Origin of the sequence: Rhizobium sullae (genome assembly GCF_900169785.1) — a bacterium.
Classification (GTDB): Bacteria; Pseudomonadota; Alphaproteobacteria; order Rhizobiales; family Rhizobiaceae; genus Rhizobium; species Rhizobium sullae.
This window is the reverse complement of sequence record NZ_FWER01000013.1, coordinates 149,109-162,965: the sequence shown is the minus strand read 5'-3', so window position 1 is coordinate 162,965 and position 13,857 is coordinate 149,109. Positions and strand designations below refer to the sequence as shown.

Annotated in this window: 21 protein-coding genes and 1 pseudogene; 11 read left to right on the top strand and 11 right to left on the bottom strand. The window is 59.9% G+C overall.

Annotated elements, in window-relative coordinates; all coding sequences use genetic code 11:
• The 3 genes and pseudogenes from BN1800_RS40310 to BN1800_RS14035 all read right to left on the bottom strand — a co-directional run.
• A pseudogene (locus BN1800_RS40310) lies at positions 1-111 on the bottom strand (ThuA domain-containing protein); the annotation flags it as partial.
• A gap of 69 nt (positions 112-180) precedes the next feature.
• Positions 181-522 (bottom strand): DMT family transporter, encoded by a 342-nt coding sequence (locus tag BN1800_RS14040; protein ID WP_027510210.1) that lies wholly within the window; start codon positions 520-522, stop codon positions 181-183.
• A gap of 18 nt (positions 523-540) precedes the next feature.
• Entirely contained in the window at positions 541-1,104 is a 564-nt protein-coding gene (locus tag BN1800_RS14035) for a TetR/AcrR family transcriptional regulator (protein WP_086998373.1), read from the bottom strand.
• Positions 1,105-1,258: 154 nt separating this feature from the next.
• Here BN1800_RS14035 and BN1800_RS14030 point away from each other — a divergent pair, with 154 nt between their 5' ends.
• Positions 1,259-1,648, top strand: coding sequence for a group II truncated hemoglobin (locus BN1800_RS14030; protein ID WP_086998370.1), 390 nt, complete (start codon positions 1,259-1,261; stop codon positions 1,646-1,648).
• Between the two features lie 8 nt (positions 1,649-1,656).
• Complete coding sequence (locus tag BN1800_RS14025) at positions 1,657-2,013, top strand: DUF423 domain-containing protein (protein WP_086998367.1); 357 nt, start codon at positions 1,657-1,659, stop codon at positions 2,011-2,013.
• Between the two features lie 2 nt (positions 2,014-2,015).
• On the opposite strand, the gene BN1800_RS14020 is transcribed toward BN1800_RS14025, so the two are convergent.
• The 6 genes from BN1800_RS14020 to BN1800_RS13995 form a co-directional block, all read right to left on the bottom strand.
• On the bottom strand, positions 2,016-2,381 hold the full coding sequence (locus tag BN1800_RS14020) for a bleomycin resistance protein (protein WP_027510206.1): 366 nt from the start codon (positions 2,379-2,381) through the stop codon (positions 2,016-2,018).
• The gene (hmuQ, locus tag BN1800_RS14015) at positions 2,378-2,692 is read right to left on the bottom strand and encodes a heme-degrading protein HmuQ (RefSeq protein ID WP_086998364.1); all 315 of its coding nucleotides are present in this window, start codon (positions 2,690-2,692) and stop codon (positions 2,378-2,380) included. The genes BN1800_RS14020 and hmuQ overlap by 4 nt, the downstream gene beginning before the upstream one ends.
• A 10-nt stretch (positions 2,693-2,702) precedes the next feature.
• Positions 2,703-2,969, bottom strand: coding sequence for a hypothetical protein (locus BN1800_RS14010; protein WP_086998361.1), 267 nt, complete (start codon positions 2,967-2,969; stop codon positions 2,703-2,705).
• Positions 2,966-3,379, bottom strand: coding sequence for a DUF2325 domain-containing protein (locus BN1800_RS14005; RefSeq protein ID WP_027510203.1), 414 nt, complete (start codon positions 3,377-3,379; stop codon positions 2,966-2,968). The genes BN1800_RS14010 and BN1800_RS14005 overlap by 4 nt, the downstream gene beginning before the upstream one ends.
• Before the next feature lie 107 nt (positions 3,380-3,486).
• Entirely contained in the window at positions 3,487-4,743 is a 1,257-nt protein-coding gene (locus BN1800_RS14000) for an energy transducer TonB (RefSeq protein WP_086998358.1), read from the bottom strand.
• A gap of 62 nt (positions 4,744-4,805) precedes the next feature.
• Positions 4,806-5,249: a hypothetical protein gene (locus BN1800_RS13995; protein ID WP_086998354.1), complete on the bottom strand. Its 444-nt coding sequence runs from the start codon at positions 5,247-5,249 to the stop codon at positions 4,806-4,808.
• 144 nt (positions 5,250-5,393) lie between these two features.
• Between BN1800_RS13995 and hemP the strand changes: the two genes are divergently transcribed.
• The 7 genes from hemP to BN1800_RS13960 all read left to right on the top strand — a co-directional run bounded on the left by hemP (position 5,394) and on the right by BN1800_RS13960 (position 10,406).
• Positions 5,394-5,573, top strand: a complete 180-nt coding sequence (gene hemP, locus BN1800_RS13990) for a hemin uptake protein HemP (RefSeq protein ID WP_027510200.1) — start codon at positions 5,394-5,396, stop codon at positions 5,571-5,573.
• Between the two features lie 9 nt (positions 5,574-5,582).
• Positions 5,583-6,635 carry a hemin-degrading factor gene (locus BN1800_RS13985; RefSeq protein ID WP_086998351.1) on the top strand — a complete coding sequence of 351 codons (1,053 nt, stop codon included), beginning with the start codon at positions 5,583-5,585 and terminating at the stop codon, positions 6,633-6,635.
• A gap of 11 nt (positions 6,636-6,646) precedes the next feature.
• Complete coding sequence (locus BN1800_RS13980) at positions 6,647-7,573, top strand: heme/hemin ABC transporter substrate-binding protein (protein WP_086998348.1); 927 nt, start codon at positions 6,647-6,649, stop codon at positions 7,571-7,573.
• Between the two features lies 1 nt (position 7,574).
• Entirely contained in the window at positions 7,575-8,690 is a 1,116-nt protein-coding gene (locus BN1800_RS13975) for a FecCD family ABC transporter permease (protein ID WP_027510197.1), read from the top strand.
• A gap of 12 nt (positions 8,691-8,702) precedes the next feature.
• A complete protein-coding gene (locus BN1800_RS13970; RefSeq protein ID WP_086998345.1) occupies positions 8,703-9,497 on the top strand; it encodes a heme ABC transporter ATP-binding protein in 795 nt (264 codons plus the stop codon).
• Positions 9,498-9,644: 147 nt separating this feature from the next.
• Positions 9,645-9,992, top strand: a complete 348-nt coding sequence (locus tag BN1800_RS13965) for an ElaB/YgaM/YqjD family protein (protein WP_037141980.1) — start codon at positions 9,645-9,647, stop codon at positions 9,990-9,992.
• A gap of 9 nt (positions 9,993-10,001) precedes the next feature.
• The gene (locus BN1800_RS13960) at positions 10,002-10,406 is read left to right on the top strand and encodes a hypothetical protein (protein WP_086998342.1); all 405 of its coding nucleotides are present in this window, start codon (positions 10,002-10,004) and stop codon (positions 10,404-10,406) included.
• 67 nt (positions 10,407-10,473) lie between these two features.
• Here BN1800_RS13960 and BN1800_RS13955 read toward each other — a convergent pair whose 3' ends face one another.
• Together BN1800_RS13955 and BN1800_RS13950 are read right to left on the bottom strand one after the other, a co-directional pair.
• A complete protein-coding gene (locus tag BN1800_RS13955; RefSeq protein ID WP_037141941.1) occupies positions 10,474-11,028 on the bottom strand; it encodes an RNA polymerase sigma factor in 555 nt (184 codons plus the stop codon).
• Positions 11,029-11,038: 10 nt separating this feature from the next.
• Positions 11,039-11,245: a NepR family anti-sigma factor gene (locus BN1800_RS13950; protein WP_027510192.1), complete on the bottom strand. Its 207-nt coding sequence runs from the start codon at positions 11,243-11,245 to the stop codon at positions 11,039-11,041.
• A 281-nt stretch (positions 11,246-11,526) separates the two neighbouring features.
• On the opposite strand from BN1800_RS13950, the gene BN1800_RS13945 reads away from it, so the two are divergent.
• Both BN1800_RS13945 and BN1800_RS13940 read left to right on the top strand, forming a co-directional pair.
• Positions 11,527-12,321: a response regulator gene (locus BN1800_RS13945; protein WP_027510191.1), complete on the top strand. Its 795-nt coding sequence runs from the start codon at positions 11,527-11,529 to the stop codon at positions 12,319-12,321.
• A gap of 238 nt (positions 12,322-12,559) precedes the next feature.
• Positions 12,560-13,513 carry a sensor histidine kinase gene (locus tag BN1800_RS13940; RefSeq protein ID WP_086998445.1) on the top strand — a complete coding sequence of 318 codons (954 nt, stop codon included), beginning with the start codon at positions 12,560-12,562 and terminating at the stop codon, positions 13,511-13,513.
• The last annotated feature ends 344 nt before the right edge of the window (positions 13,514-13,857 follow it).

Genomic DNA, 13,857 nt, shown 5'->3' with positions numbered 1-13,857 from the left:
TCAGCGGCAGCCGGCTTCGTCGGCTTGATGCAATTTTGGGCCGCGCTCTTCGATCGGCTCAAGTGCCTTTTCTACCGTGACATTTGGTGCATCCACGATGCTCGTCAACGCGGCCGGCACATAGACCTTTTGACACCGTTCCTGCACGGCGAGGAAATTCGTTGAAAAAGGTACACAAAATCAATGGGAAATGGATTTCGAAAACAGGTTGACGACCACCACGCCAGCAATGATCAGCGCAAGCCCGATCATGGCCGGAACGTCAAGCCGCTGTTTGAAGCACACAAGCCCGACGGCAGAGATCAGCACGATCCCCAACGCGCTCCAGATCGCATAGGCGATGCCGACCGGGATCACCTTGAGAGTGAGCGACAGGACGTAGAAGGACGTCGTGTAACAGGCGACGAGAAGTACGCTCGGCCAGAAACGCGTGAGCTGCTGCGAAAGCTGCAGGGCGGTCGTGCCGATTACTTCCAATACGATCGCGGCGAGGAGCAGCGCGTAGACGGCAGCCGGGCTCATGGTTCAATCCTTCGAAAATCAGTGTTTCGTGAGTTCTGTGAGGCGCGCAATCAGCGCACTTCGTTCGGCAGCACCGATCTCGTGACTTTCCGTCGCGTCGGCAAGCCAGAGACCATCCGCGGCAAAGCGCACGATCTGCGCATCGATCGACGAGTCGGTGCCGACATATTCGTCCGCCCGCTCCCGCACCCATTCCCGCCAGCGCTTGCGCAGCCGCGGCTCGGCCAGCATCGCGATCGTCACCTGTGTCCAGTGGCGGGAGTCGTCCGTCCTTTCGCTGATGTCGGCGCACGCGAAAAGATAGGCGCGGGTGAAGCGTCCGTGCGGCACCGGATCGGCCCGCATCAGCTCATCGAGCTCTTGATCGAAACGCTCGAGCAGACTGTCGAACAGCGCATCCAGCAGAGCGTTCTTGGTCGGAAAATGGTGCAGCAGGCCGCCCTTGCTGATGCCGGATGCACCGGACACGGCATCGAGCGTTACCGACGCCATGCCCTGCTCACTCGCAAGGCGCGCGGCGACATCCAGTAGTTGCCGGCGCACGAGAACAGGCTGCTTCTTGCGATGATGAGCGATTGACATGACTTATAAAAATACCGTCTGGACGGTTTTGTCAATCGAAATCTGCATCCCGCGCCCCCGCCTGTTCCTGCGCAAAATGCCGCGGCTCACCGCAACCGGTTGCGGATAGGGCAACGGCAGTGCATTAAGAATACGGACGTCAGGGGATGGATTTGTGACGGAAGAAGTTATCACGCTCTATCAAGCGATCGGCGGCGACCACACGGTGCGGACGCTGACGCATCGCTTCTACGAGCTGATGGACACGTTGCCGGATGCAAAGCATGTCCGCGCGGTTCATCCGCCGAGCCTCGAAGGCAGCGAAGAGAAATTCTACGAATATCTGACAGGCTACTTCGGCGGCCCGCCTCTCTATACCGACAAACGCGGCCATCCGCGGCTGCGCAGCCGCCATCTCGTCGCCACGATCGGCCCGATCGAGCGCGACGAGTGGCTGTTCTGCTTCCGCCGCGCGCTCGACGAAACGATCGCCAGCGAGAAGCTGCGCGAGATCATCTGGACGCCGGTCGAACGGCTCGCCTTCCATATGCAGAACAATGAATAGGATCAGCCATGGCCGCACCGCTTTTCTTTGTTTTCGCTGGCCTCTTCGGCGCGGCGGGCGTGGCACTTGCCGCCGTCGCCGCCCATGGCGGCGGTGAAGCCGCGCTCGCAGCCTCAGCCTCCGCCATGTGTCTGTCGCACGCCCCTGCCCTCTTGGGTCTCGCAATCGGCATCGAGAAGATCAGAACCGCCCGCCTGGCCGGTTTGTTGATCATCGCTGGCACGCTGTTCTTTGCCGGCGATCTCGCGATGCTGCGGTTTGCGGGGATCGGACTATTTCCCTATGCCGCGCCGACCGGCGGCTGGGCGATGATGCTGGGTTGGCTGGCGATCGCCACCGGCGGCCTGATGCGCACCAAACCATAAGGTCAGCGTTGCGGCACGCGGCCGAAGCGCAGCAGGTTGCCGTGCGGATCATGGATGTAGAATTCCTCCATGTTCCACGGTCGCACTTCCATATCGGTTAGACGACTGACGCCCTTCGCGCGATATTCCGCATGAAGGGCGGCAATACGCCCGCCGCGCAGATAGACCGACGTCTTCTCCGGCAGGCCGGTATCGTCGGTGCGCCAGAAATGCAGCTCCATCTCATCGCGCCTGACGATCAGATAGTCAGGCGTTTGGTGAACGATCTGCGCAAAGCCGAGCTCGTCGCGATAAAAGGCAAGCGTCTCGGCAATGTCGAGCGACGGCAGGACCGGCAGGACCTCGATACGGTCCGGATCCCCGCTCATATGCCGTCCACGACGTTGAAGCCTTCGAACACCGGCGGCCCCTTGTACATCACCTTGTGCTCGCCCGCATTGCGGTGCGCTGCGCGGAAGTTCTCCGATTTCGTCCAGTTCTGGAAATCCTCCTCGCTCCTCCAGAGCGTATGCGAGGAAAATAGCGTATAGCCTTCCTCCGCATTGGCCTTTCCACGCAGCAGGCGGAACTCGATGAAGCCCGGCACCTGCGAGAGGCTGGAATCGCGGCTGCGCCAGACATTTTCAAAATCCGCCTCGGCGCCGGTCGCGACCTTGAAGCGGTTCATCGCAATATACATCGAAAGCTCCTCACACCTTACCGCCGTCCGCGCGGGCCTGCGGGAAGGCAACGACATTATTGCCGTTTGCCGCCTCGCGGCCAAGTGCTGCATCGGCCTTTTCGCCCGGCATGCGCGCTTCCCAGACGGGAAACTCGGTCACGTTCGGATAAAGGTACTCGCGCTCGGCATTTTTCACCAGGAGGTCGTAAAGTTCGGGCACAAGGCCGTCACCATTCTGCGCGGCGAGCTTGTGCAGGCCGATCATCATGAACCCGTCAGGGTGCTGATCTTTCATCGGGAATTGTCTCGTTCGTTCATGGTCTGCAGCGCACGCTCGAGGCTCGATTTGCTGCCGTTGCGCAGTGGAATGAAGGCCTTGCCGAACTTCTTGCAGCCGGTCTTCACACGCAGGCAGGCATCGTGGCTGATACAGTCGATCGGGCAGAACACGCAGTCGACGGAGGGAAGCACTGTATCGATACGGGAGACCGCCTCGCGCAGACCGCCATCGTGATGGATCAGTTCGGCACCGAAGTTGCTCGCGATCTGGCGAAGATGCGCCACCTGGCAATCGCGGCCGCCGACATAGAGGAAACTGCGGCCATCCAGTTTGGATCGTCCAGGATCCTGCTGCGTCGCCTGCGCTGCCACATCCGCGCTGACGCGGATTTCCCGGTTTAGTCCCTTCTTCGCCTTCCGAGCCATTTACCACCCGTTCGCTCGTTGATCGTCACACGATTCTAACGTGTGCGAACGGACCTTATTAAACTTGATTTTTAGAGTAAAGTATAAAGTTGACAGTTTTTGTCATATTATCTTTGATTGATAGCAATTGGCACGGACATGAGCATGGTCTGGCCGCCCGGCGGCGGAGTAAATGGCGCGGCACGCCGCACAGCATCAAGGGCAAATTGATCAACCTTAGGATCGCCGGATCCTCTGGACACACGAACGGAGTTTAAGCCGCCGCTACCGCTCACCGAGAACGTGATTACTACATCTCCCTCGATCCCGCGCGGCGTCCTGATCGCACGTCGAATGCGGCTCCTAACCTTACCGGCATAATTCGCCTTGGCCGCGGTGCCGATGCCACTGTTGTTACTCGCTGCCTGCGAATTGCGATCCGAACTTGCCATCTCGCTTCCGTCGCTGGCCCCTCGCTTCGAATCCTGCTTGTTCTCGCCTTGCGATCCAGCGACCTTCTTCTCCACCTTCCTCGGCGGCTGCTTCTTTTCCACAGGCTTCTCAACCGGCTGAACCGCCTTCGGCTTCGGCGTCGGTGCGGGTGCCTCTTCGGGCTTTACCGGCTCCGGTAGCGCTTCGGCGGTCTCCGCCGGCTCGACGGGCTTCACCTCCTCTGGCACCTCCGTCGCCATCGGCTGCACAACCGATGTCTCTGCCGGAACATTCGACGTCAGCACTTCAGGTTCCGCCGCCGTCACCATCTCGGGGGAGACGCGTGTAACCTCCTGCACCGGCGGCACGGCCTCCGCCTGGATTGGCTGCACCGTTTCTGGCGGAACCTCCGTCGGCTGTTCCGTAGGCTGCACGATCTGCGGCTGCACCGTCTCGGCGACGATCTCTTCCGGCTGCGGCTCCACTTGCAGGTCCGGATCGCCGGCAGAGGCCTGGTCGGCTTCTGAATCACCGAGAATGATGACGCTCACGGCCTCGCCTGCTTCTTCCTCCGGTTCGTGCGGTGTCACGACGAGGCCGACAGCCAGGACGGTGAAGAGAATGGCGTGAAAAGCAAAGGAGGTGAGGCAGGCAATGAAGACGCGGCGCTTGCCCGGCTTCGGCTCATTCACTTGCTTTTCAAGGGCGCTTTGGTCCATCGGCGGTGCATCTGCCGCCACTGTCGTTTGTGCCTGCGGATGTTCCGGAAAAGATTCAATCAGCGAGAGACGCGCATAGTGCACCACGGCTTCTGCGGCGGGCTGGCGCTGCGCATTCCGCAACTCGGGCATTTCATGGCCGGGATGGATGCCCGGCGCATTGTCGTTCAGGCCGTCAGCATCCTGCTCCACGATGAAATCGCGTCGCGACCTGGATCTCGCTGAAACTGCCATGTGCCCTGCCCCGGCCGGTTTGAAACTGAAACCCGCCGGAGATCATCCCCGGCATGAACTGCTCATCCCTCGAAGGGAACGGAAATCTGCGAACGGGTGACGAGGCCCTTCATGCATTCGCCGGCGGCCGGGCCATCGCAGTCCGGCGTGTCGTTGATGAGGATGCGGGTTACGGCCTCACACTTCACATTCGGCATGTCGAACTGCCGCACGCGTTTCTTGCCTTGCGGCAGATCGCGGAAGTCGAGCACGGTGATCTTGTCGACGGCATTCTTGTCGTTGAACAAAGCAAGCTCGAAGGAGATCTTGTTGACGGGCGCGGCAAGCTTGTTGAGTGCCACGAAGGTCATCATGCAGCCCTTCTGCGAGGGCGTTAGCGCATTCAATTCGACTTCGAGGACATTCGCGGAGGCCGCCGCGGCGGCATTCTGCGCATAAGCGGGGCAAAGAGTTCCGGTCGCCAGCAATCCGCCTGCCACAAATGCCGCAAATCCGCCCGCCGCCATCACCGCTTCTCCATGTAATTTCTAAAACTTGACTTGAAAAGTCCGCTATTGCGTCTTTAAAAAATGGTGACTATGAAAGTCAAGTTAATTGTATCAACGCCGGAGGAAAACAAGCTCCGGCGCCAGCGGAAATTGCCAACCAAAATGATGGTTGAGAAGCCAGACACTTTTATGCATGCGCCTCTCCCGCGGGAGGGAGCCGAAATCCGCACCATCGAAAGCGCGGACATTTTCCGCGGTGCGAACGAGATCATGATCCGGCATGACGGCGTGGTCTACCGCATGAAAATTACCCGGCAGGGCAAACTCATTCTCAATAAGTGAGGGTAGCAGATGACTGACAAGACCAGACCGGCACCGGCCGAAATTCGCGCGTTCCGCGCCGAAAATCCGCAGATGCGCGAGCGCGATATCGCGGCGCGGCTGAACATTTCCGAAGCGGCCCTGGTCGCCGCCGAAGTCGGCATTTCCGCGACGCGCATTGACGCCAGTGCGCTGAAGCTTCTGGAACGCGTGGCCGAACTCGGTGAAGTCCTTGCGCTCTCGCGCAATGAAAGCGCCGTCCACGAAAAAATCGGTGTCTTCGAAAACATCAAGATGGGCACACAGAGCGCAATCGTGCTCGGCGAAAACATCGACCTTCGCATCTTCCCGAGCCGCTGGGTCCATGGCTTTGCCGTCACGAAGAAGAACGGCGACGAGGAGCGCCTCAGCCTGCAGTATTTCGACAAGACGGGCAACGCGGTCCACAAAGTGCATCTGCGCCCGAATTCGAACGTCGAGGCCTACCGCTCGATCGTCGCCGATCTGAAGCTCGACGATCAGTCGCAGGAACTCATCGAGGCCGAAATCTCCGCTTCCGAGGATGAGAGCGGCAACGTCGGTCGTGACGAGCTGCGCCACAACTGGAGCAAGCTCACGGACACGCATGAATTCTTCGGCATGCTGAAGCGCCTCAAGATCGGCCGTCAGGCTGCGCTGCACACGGTCGGCGACGATTACGCCTGGAAGCTCGACAACACCGCGACGGCCGATATGATGCATGCCTCCGTCAAGGCCGGTCTGCCGATCATGTGCTTTGTCGCGAACAACGGCATCGTGCAGATCCATTCCGGGCCGATCTTCAACGTTCAGGCGATGGGACCGTGGATCAACATCATGGATCCAACCTTCCACCTGCATCTGCGCCAGGACCATATCGCCGAGACCTGGGCCGTGAGAAAGCCCACCAAGGACGGCCACGTCACCTCGCTGGAAGCCTATGACGCCAAGGGCGAGATGATCATCCAGTTCTTCGGCAAGCGGAAGGAAGGTTTCGACGAGCGCACCGATTGGCGCGAGATCATCGAAAGCCTGCCGAAGGCCGAAACGAGCGTCGCAGCGTAAGGAACGGAACGATGAAAATACATTCGAACCTGCGCAGCTTCCGGCTTTGGAAACTGGCGCTGACGGCGGCCGTTATGGTGCTGCCTTTGCTGCCCGCCGCGACGGCGGACAATAGCTTCATCCGGGCCGCGCATGCCGAGGAACCGAAAAAGATCGACACTTCGCGTCTCGTCGCCATCGGTGGAGACGTGACGGAGATCGTCTACGCGCTCGGCGAAGAAAGCCGCCTCATCGCTCGCGATTCCACCAGCATCTACCCCGTTGCGGCCATGAAGCTGCCGGATGTGGGCTATATGCGGGCTCTCTCGCCGGAAGGCATCCTCGCCGTCAACCCGACCGCAATCATCGCCGTCGAAGGCTCCGGCCCGCCGGAAGCGCTGACCGTCCTGAAGAACGCCAGCGTGCCGTTTGAGACCATTCCGAGTACCTATGATCGCCCAGGCATCCTGGCGAAGATCAACAGGATCGGCACATTGCTCGCCGTACCGGACAAGGCCAAGGCACTGGAGGCCAAGGTCGGTGCCGATCTGGATGCCGCGGTCGCCGATGCAGGCAAGCGGCCGGAAGCAGAGCGCAAGCGCGTGCTTTTCATCCTCAGCACGCAGGGCGGCAAGATCATGGCCTCCGGCACGGACACGGCAGCCGATGGCATCGTCAAGCTCGCAGGCGCCATCAATGCCGTCGGCAGCTTCTCCGGCTACAAGCCGGTGACCGATGAGGCAATCATCGAGGCAAAGCCCGATGTGATCCTGATGATGAACCGTCAGGGCAGCCACGCGGCCGCCAACGACGACCTCTTCAAGCAACCTGCGCTCGCGTTGACCCCCGCGGCTCAAAAGAAGGCCGTCATCCGCATGGACGGGCTGCACCTGCTCGGCTTCGGCCCGCGCACTGCAGGCGCCGTCCGCGAATTGAACGCAGCCATCTACGGGGGCTGAGATGGCTCTGCTGGACGCCATGACGGGACAGAAACGATCAATTTTCTCGATAACCGCGTTTCGTGAACGCCACGAAACGGGCGATCGGGCGCGGCTGGCGCTTCTTGTGACCGGCCTGCTCGTCGTTGGTTCGTTCTTCTCGCTGCTGTTTTCCGTGACGACCGGCGCTTCGGATGCCTCGATTGTCGATGTGATCGCAAAGATCTTGGGTTCGGAAGCGGCGCTCAACATGCGCGATCGGATCATCATCTTCGATATCCGCATGCCGCGGGCGATCCTCGGTTTTCTCGTCGGCGGTTCGCTCGCCGTCTCGGGCGCTGTGATGCAGGGTCTGTTCCGCAATCCGCTTGCCGATCCCGGCCTCGTCGGCGTGTCGTCCGGAGCGAGCTTTGGCGCCGTCGTGATGATCGTGCTCGGCGGAACGATCGCCATGCCGTTCCTTGCGTTGCTCGGCATCTATGCTCTACCGATTGCAGCTTTCGGCGGCGGCCTTATTACAACGGTGCTGCTTTACCGAATCGCAACGAGCAACGGCCAGACCTCGGTCGCCACAATGCTGCTTGCAGGCATCGCGCTCGCAGCCTTGACCGGCGCGATGACGGGCCTGCTGACTTACGTCGCTAACGATCAACAACTGCGCGATCTCACCTTCTGGTCCATGGGGTCGCTTGCAGGCGCAACCTGGATGAAGATCGCCGCAGCCGCGCCGATCATTCTGGTATCTTTTGCCGTCCTGCCCTTCTTGGCGCGCGGGCTGAATGCCATAACCCTCGGCGAGGCCGCCGCGTTTCATATGGGCGTCCCGGTTCAGCGGCTCAAGAATATTGCGGTCGTAGCCGTAGCTGCCGCGACCGGCGCTTCGGTCGCGGTCAGCGGCGGTATCGGCTTCGTCGGCATTGTCGTGCCGCATCTCCTGCGCATGATCATCGGCCCCGACCACCGCTACCTGCTGCCCGCCTCCGCCCTCCTCGGCGGCTCTCTCTTGATCTTCGCCGACGTTCTGGCGCGCACCATCGTCGCGCCCGCCGAATTGCCGATCGGAATCATCACCGCGGCCGTCGGCGGGCCGTTCTTCCTCTGGATATTGTTGCGGCAGCGCTCACGGCTGGCACTTTAAAAGCGAATTTCGATGATCGAACTCTCCGGCATCTCGGTCCGCCTGTCAGGCAAGACAATCGTCCACGACGTCAGCTTTACGGCGAAGGCCGGCCAGCTGACCGCGATCGCCGGACCGAACGGCTCCGGCAAGACGACGACGATGAAGGCGGCCTCCGGCGAGCTTTCCTTTGACGGCTCCGTGCGCATCAACGGCGAAGAGGTCAAGACAATGCAGCCCTGGCAGCTGGCCGCCGTTCGCGGCGTGCTGCCACAGGCGAGCGCCATCTCCTTTCCCTTCACCGTGCGCGAGATCGTGCGCATGGGACTGACGACAGGGCTGAACCTGCACCCCGAGGAGGCGGAACAGATCGCGGCACGCGCGCTCGCCGCCGTAGACCTCGGCGGCTTCGAAGGCCGTTTCTACCAGGAGCTTTCCGGCGGCGAGCAGCAGCGCGTCCAGCTCGCCCGCGTGCTGTGCCAAATCTCCGAGCCAGTCGTGGATGGGAAGCCCTGCTGGTTGCTGCTCGACGAGCCTGTTTCCAGCCTCGATATCAGCCATCAGCTGACGATCATGAGCCTTGCGCGGAAATTTTGCGACGCGGGCGGCGGCGTGATCGCGGTGATGCACGACCTCAACCTGACCGCCCTCTTCGCGGACCAGATCGTGCTGATGGAAGGCGGACGCCTTGCCGCGGCCGGCAGCGTTCGCGAAGTACTCACAGACGAGCGCATGCAATCGGTTTTCGGATGCCGGCTGCGCATCAATCAGATCCCGGCGGACGGAACGCCCTTTGTCCTGGCTCACAGTGCGCTTGCCGGCCGCTGAACCGACCGGAACTTTTGATTGGGCAACGCGTTGTCGTGTCGATGATTTGGATCAATGCCGGGCGATACTGTTTATTGCAATGATCGGTGCTGACCTCGTTTGAAACCGGCCCGCGGCTTTGCGCGCGCCCATGCCAAGGAGAGCATCATGGCTTCTATCCTCCCGTCCATTCGCGGCCGGCGCCATGGCAACGGTACGCTTCACGACATCGAATCCACGATTGAGGATCAGATCGAAAGCTTGCGCGACGAAATCGCGACTCTGACGAAGCTGGTTGCGAAGAATTCGCGGCGACGCGGCGAAAAGCTCCGTTATCAGGCGGCCGCCGGCTATGACGAACTCCTAGGCCGCAGCGAGGACCTGCTGCACGACCTGCAAGAGAGTTATCTGCGCGGCGCAAGTGAAGTTCGCCATACCGTGCGCAGGCATCCGATCGCAACGATTGGTGCGGCTGCCGCCTTCGGCCTCGTGCTCGCACTCCTCGCACGCCGCTGAGGAGGCTCGATGCTCTTCCCGATCCTTAGCCTGCTGATAGGAAACAGCGTTCACAGGACCGTTGCACGAACCAAGCGCAACGGCATTTTCATAGTGCTCGCGGCGGTCTTCCTGCTGACGGCCTATGTGCTTGCCGTGACGGCCGGAGCAATCTGGCTCGCAGGCGTCTACGGTCCCGTGGGTGCAGCCCTCTTTCTCGCGGCTTGCGCCCTGCTCATCGGCATCGTCGTTCTGATCGTCATGATGCTCATGAATGTGCAGGACGCCCGCCGCGCGCAGGAGCGGCGTCTGGCGATCGAGTCGCTGGCGGCAGCCAGCATAAGCCTTGTCCGTTCGCAACCGCTCCTGACCGCCGGGGTGCTTGCCGTCATCGTCGCAACGAACCTGATGCGCTCCAAACACGGCGACGACTAACCCCTTCCCACCGCACAAAAAACCGGCGCCTGAGCCCGCCGGTTTTCCTTACCATGCACTTCAAGGATCAGAAGGCAAAAGCCTTCGATGTCAGCGGCGCGGACGTCGCGTCCGGACCGAAATCCGCTTCGCCGGAAATCTGCAGCAGTTCCTGCAGCCGCTGGCGTGCGCGGTTGACGCGGCTCTTGATGGTGCCAACGGCGCATCCGCAAATCTCCGCGGCCTCTTCATAGGAGAAGCCCGAGGCACCGACGAGAATGATCGCCTCGCGCTGATCCGGTGGTAGCTGATCGAGCGCCTTCTTGAAATCCTGCAGGTCGAGCGCGCCGTATTGCGCAGGATGCATCGCCATGGATTCGGTGAACAGCCCGTCGCTGTCCTGGATCTCGCGGCCGCTCTTGCGCATCTGGCTATAGAGTTCGTTGCGCAGGATCGTGAAGAGCCAGGCCTTCATGTTGGTGCCCATCTCGAAGTGGTCTTGCTTTGCCCAGGCCTTCATGATGGTGTCCTGCACCAAGTCGTCGGCGCGATCGTGCCGGCCGATCAACGAGATCGCGAACGCACGCAGGCTCGGTAATGCCGCCAGCAGTTCGCGTTTGAAGCTTGGTTGAGCCTTATCCATCAACTCGCCCTTACTTGGCCATTTTGGCCGAAGCCATCATCTCGGCCTGGTCCAGCTTCTCGAGCAGATCGAGAAAACGATCGGGGATCGCCTCATCCTGTGCCGCCGCATAGAGCGACCGTAGCTTGACGCCGATCTGGTTGTTTGGATCGAGGATATCGCTTGCGCGCATCTCCAGCCGCTGCTGATCCTGTTCTTCTTTTTGCTGCTTTGTCATCAATTCGTCACTTCTTGTCGGTTGTCTCTATGTTGGTGGGGGCGATATCTATGCTGCGGCTTGGAACGCCAATTGGAACGCCAACGGCACCGCCCGCCGCTCGGGGCGGTTGGTGCTGAAATACTTACCGGTATCGTGGCTCAAAATTGCGGTACGCCCTTCATTCGTCGCCAGCATAATGCAAGGCTGTGAAAAAAGTTCCGCATATACTGGAACTTTTTTAATGGCGCGACGTTTCCACTGCATTAAAGGCAGTTACGGCCTACAGACGGGAGTTTTTAATGACACTTTCTACTCGAATTGCGCCGCATCTTCCTTATTTGCGTCGTTATTCCCGTGCGCTTACAGGCACGCAGACTTCAGGTGATGCTTATGTTGCCGCAGTTCTGGAGGCCATTATCGCCGACATATCCATTTTCCCGGATACCGCGAATGACCGTGTCGCACTCTACAAACTGTTCACTAAGCTGTTTGGTTCCACCGCCGTCCAGATTCCGGAGCCAGCATCGCCCTATGCGTGGGAGCAGCGGGCGACCGTAAACCTTGCCAAGGTCTCCCCGCTAGCGCGCCAGGCCTTCATCCTCGCTTCGGTCGAGAATTTCCGCGTCGGCGAGATCGCCGATATTCTCGACACCGAAGACCAGGAAGTAATGAGCCTGCTCGACAAGGCCTCGCAGGAGATTTCGCGCCAGGTCGCCACCGATATCATGATCATCGAAGACGAGCCCCTGATCGCGATGGATATAGAGCAGATGGTCGAAAGCCTCGGCCACAGGGTCACCGGCATCGCCCGCACCCATTCTGAAGCCATAGCACTTTACAACAAGACCAAGCCGCGCATGGTTCTTGCGGATATCCAGCTTGCCGACGGCAGCTCGGGCATCGACGCCGTGAACGACATTCTAAAGACATCGAACGTGCCCGTGATTTTCATCACGGCTTTTCCAGAGCGCCTTTTGACAGGCGAGCGGCCGGAGCCGACTTTCCTGGTCACCAAGCCCTTCAATCCCGACATGGTCAAGGCTTTGATCAGCCAGGCGCTATTCTTCAATGAATCCACCAAGGTTGCAGCATGAAGCTGAACCGTCGCAGCGACGGAACAAAGCCAATAACGAAGCGTTCCCAGCTAGCTGGGGCGCTCCGGCAGCAGCTTTAACGGTTTCTGCAACGCTTGGTCATAGTATGACCGGCGGGGTTCCCGAGGTGGCAACCCCTTTCCAGCTGCACAAGAAGGATCGAAGGAAAGGCGGCCTGGTGAATACGACAGAACCATTAACCGGCAGGCCTTTCGCGCTAGAAGGCAAGTCCGCGATGATGGAGCGGGCGCTGAACAGCGCCGGAATTTCGATTCTCTTTCAGGATTCAAAGCTGGCATTCTCCTTTGCCGAAAATCTTCCGCGCCACTTCGCCGAACGGTTTTTCGTCGGCGGCAGCGACAGTGATCTCTTCGGCAAGGCGCATGGCGACTACCTGAAGGCCCTGAAGCTCAAGGTGCTGGAAACCGGAACAGCAACCAACGCCGAGATCGATATGGACGTCGATGGTGAGGCCCGGACCTACGAGCTCAAGGTCCAGCGCGTCAGCAATAGCAGCTCCCTTGGCATTCTTTCGGTCATCTCCGAAGTCACCGAAACGCGGCACCGCGAAAAAGTTCTGAAATCGCTGCTGCGCGAACTTTCTCACCGTTCAAAGAACCTGCTCGCGATCATTCAGGGCATCGCGACGCAAACGGCCCGCAATACGCTGTCGCTCGACAGCTTCCTCGCGAAGTTCCGTGGCCGTCTTCAGTCGCTTTCGAACTCGCAGGACCTGATTACGGATTCGAGCTGGCGGGGCGCCTATCTCTTCGATCTCGCGGAAAAGCAGTTCGCCCCCTATTGGCCGGAAACGGCAGGCTCCATGCCGATCTTCGGCATCAATGCCCATATGACGCCGAATGCCGCCGTACATCTCGGATTGGCGCTTCATGAACTTATCGTCAATTCGGCCTCCTATGGCGCAATCGCCGGCGGCGCGTCATCGATCACCCTGAACTGCAAGGAAGCTAAGCTGAACGGCAAGAAGGCGATCGAGATCGCCTGGATGGAGATCCTCCCGAACCGGACAGAGATTCACGAGTTTAGCGAAAACAGCTTCGGCAAGACCGTGCTGGAGCGCGTCGTTCCGTCCTCGATGAACGGCAAGGCGGAACTCAGGCTCGTCCCCGGCCGCATCGAATATTATCTGCAGATCCCCGAGACGGAATTCGAGATTCTCAAACGCTCGTAAGCAGCGCTCTGCTGGCCGCAACGAAAAACAGCCAGTGCGAGGGCGGCGCACTGGCTGTTTTCACTCATCGGGAGGGGACCGTGAGTAATCCGGATGATGGGTTGGGGGCGCGCATGTTGGGTCGATGCGATCATCATCCAGATGCCCCAATAACGACCGCGTTAACCTTTGGTTCCGCCGGTTCCGAAAAAAATTGGATTTTTTGAATCTTTTTTACGAGCTGGGAAGCGCTTGTCCTCATGCATGGCGTCTGCTGGGTTCTCCACCTTGCTGCATTAATAACGAAAACAGATACTTATATGACTTTACGTTTCAAAATTTTACCGTTTGATAAAATTTTTATC

Coding starts and splice junctions, on each gene's coding strand:
- BN1800_RS14040 (WP_027510210.1), bottom strand. CDS start 522: ATGAGCCCGGCTGCCGTCTACGCGCTGCTCCTCGCCGCGATCGTATTG.
- BN1800_RS14035 (WP_086998373.1), bottom strand. CDS start 1,104: ATGTCAATCGCTCATCATCGCAAGAAGCAGCCTGTTCTCGTGCGCCGG.
- BN1800_RS14025 (WP_086998367.1), top strand. CDS start 1,657: ATGGCCGCACCGCTTTTCTTTGTTTTCGCTGGCCTCTTCGGCGCGGCG.
- BN1800_RS14020 (WP_027510206.1), bottom strand. CDS start 2,381: ATGAGCGGGGATCCGGACCGTATCGAGGTCCTGCCGGTCCTGCCGTCG.
- hmuQ (WP_086998364.1), bottom strand. CDS start 2,692: ATGTATATTGCGATGAACCGCTTCAAGGTCGCGACCGGCGCCGAGGCG.
- BN1800_RS14010 (WP_086998361.1), bottom strand. CDS start 2,969: ATGAAAGATCAGCACCCTGACGGGTTCATGATGATCGGCCTGCACAAG.
- BN1800_RS14005 (WP_027510203.1), bottom strand. CDS start 3,379: ATGGCTCGGAAGGCGAAGAAGGGACTAAACCGGGAAATCCGCGTCAGC.
- BN1800_RS14000 (WP_086998358.1), bottom strand. CDS start 4,743: ATGGCAGTTTCAGCGAGATCCAGGTCGCGACGCGATTTCATCGTGGAG.
- BN1800_RS13995 (WP_086998354.1), bottom strand. CDS start 5,249: ATGGCGGCGGGCGGATTTGCGGCATTTGTGGCAGGCGGATTGCTGGCG.
- hemP (WP_027510200.1), top strand. CDS start 5,394: ATGATGGTTGAGAAGCCAGACACTTTTATGCATGCGCCTCTCCCGCGG.
- BN1800_RS13985 (WP_086998351.1), top strand. CDS start 5,583: ATGACTGACAAGACCAGACCGGCACCGGCCGAAATTCGCGCGTTCCGC.
- BN1800_RS13980 (WP_086998348.1), top strand. CDS start 6,647: ATGAAAATACATTCGAACCTGCGCAGCTTCCGGCTTTGGAAACTGGCG.
- BN1800_RS13975 (WP_027510197.1), top strand. CDS start 7,575: ATGGCTCTGCTGGACGCCATGACGGGACAGAAACGATCAATTTTCTCG.
- BN1800_RS13970 (WP_086998345.1), top strand. CDS start 8,703: ATGATCGAACTCTCCGGCATCTCGGTCCGCCTGTCAGGCAAGACAATC.
- BN1800_RS13965 (WP_037141980.1), top strand. CDS start 9,645: ATGGCTTCTATCCTCCCGTCCATTCGCGGCCGGCGCCATGGCAACGGT.
- BN1800_RS13960 (WP_086998342.1), top strand. CDS start 10,002: ATGCTCTTCCCGATCCTTAGCCTGCTGATAGGAAACAGCGTTCACAGG.
- BN1800_RS13955 (WP_037141941.1), bottom strand. CDS start 11,028: ATGGATAAGGCTCAACCAAGCTTCAAACGCGAACTGCTGGCGGCATTA.
- BN1800_RS13950 (WP_027510192.1), bottom strand. CDS start 11,245: ATGACAAAGCAGCAAAAAGAAGAACAGGATCAGCAGCGGCTGGAGATG.
- BN1800_RS13945 (WP_027510191.1), top strand. CDS start 11,527: ATGACACTTTCTACTCGAATTGCGCCGCATCTTCCTTATTTGCGTCGT.
- BN1800_RS13940 (WP_086998445.1), top strand. CDS start 12,560: ATGGAGCGGGCGCTGAACAGCGCCGGAATTTCGATTCTCTTTCAGGAT.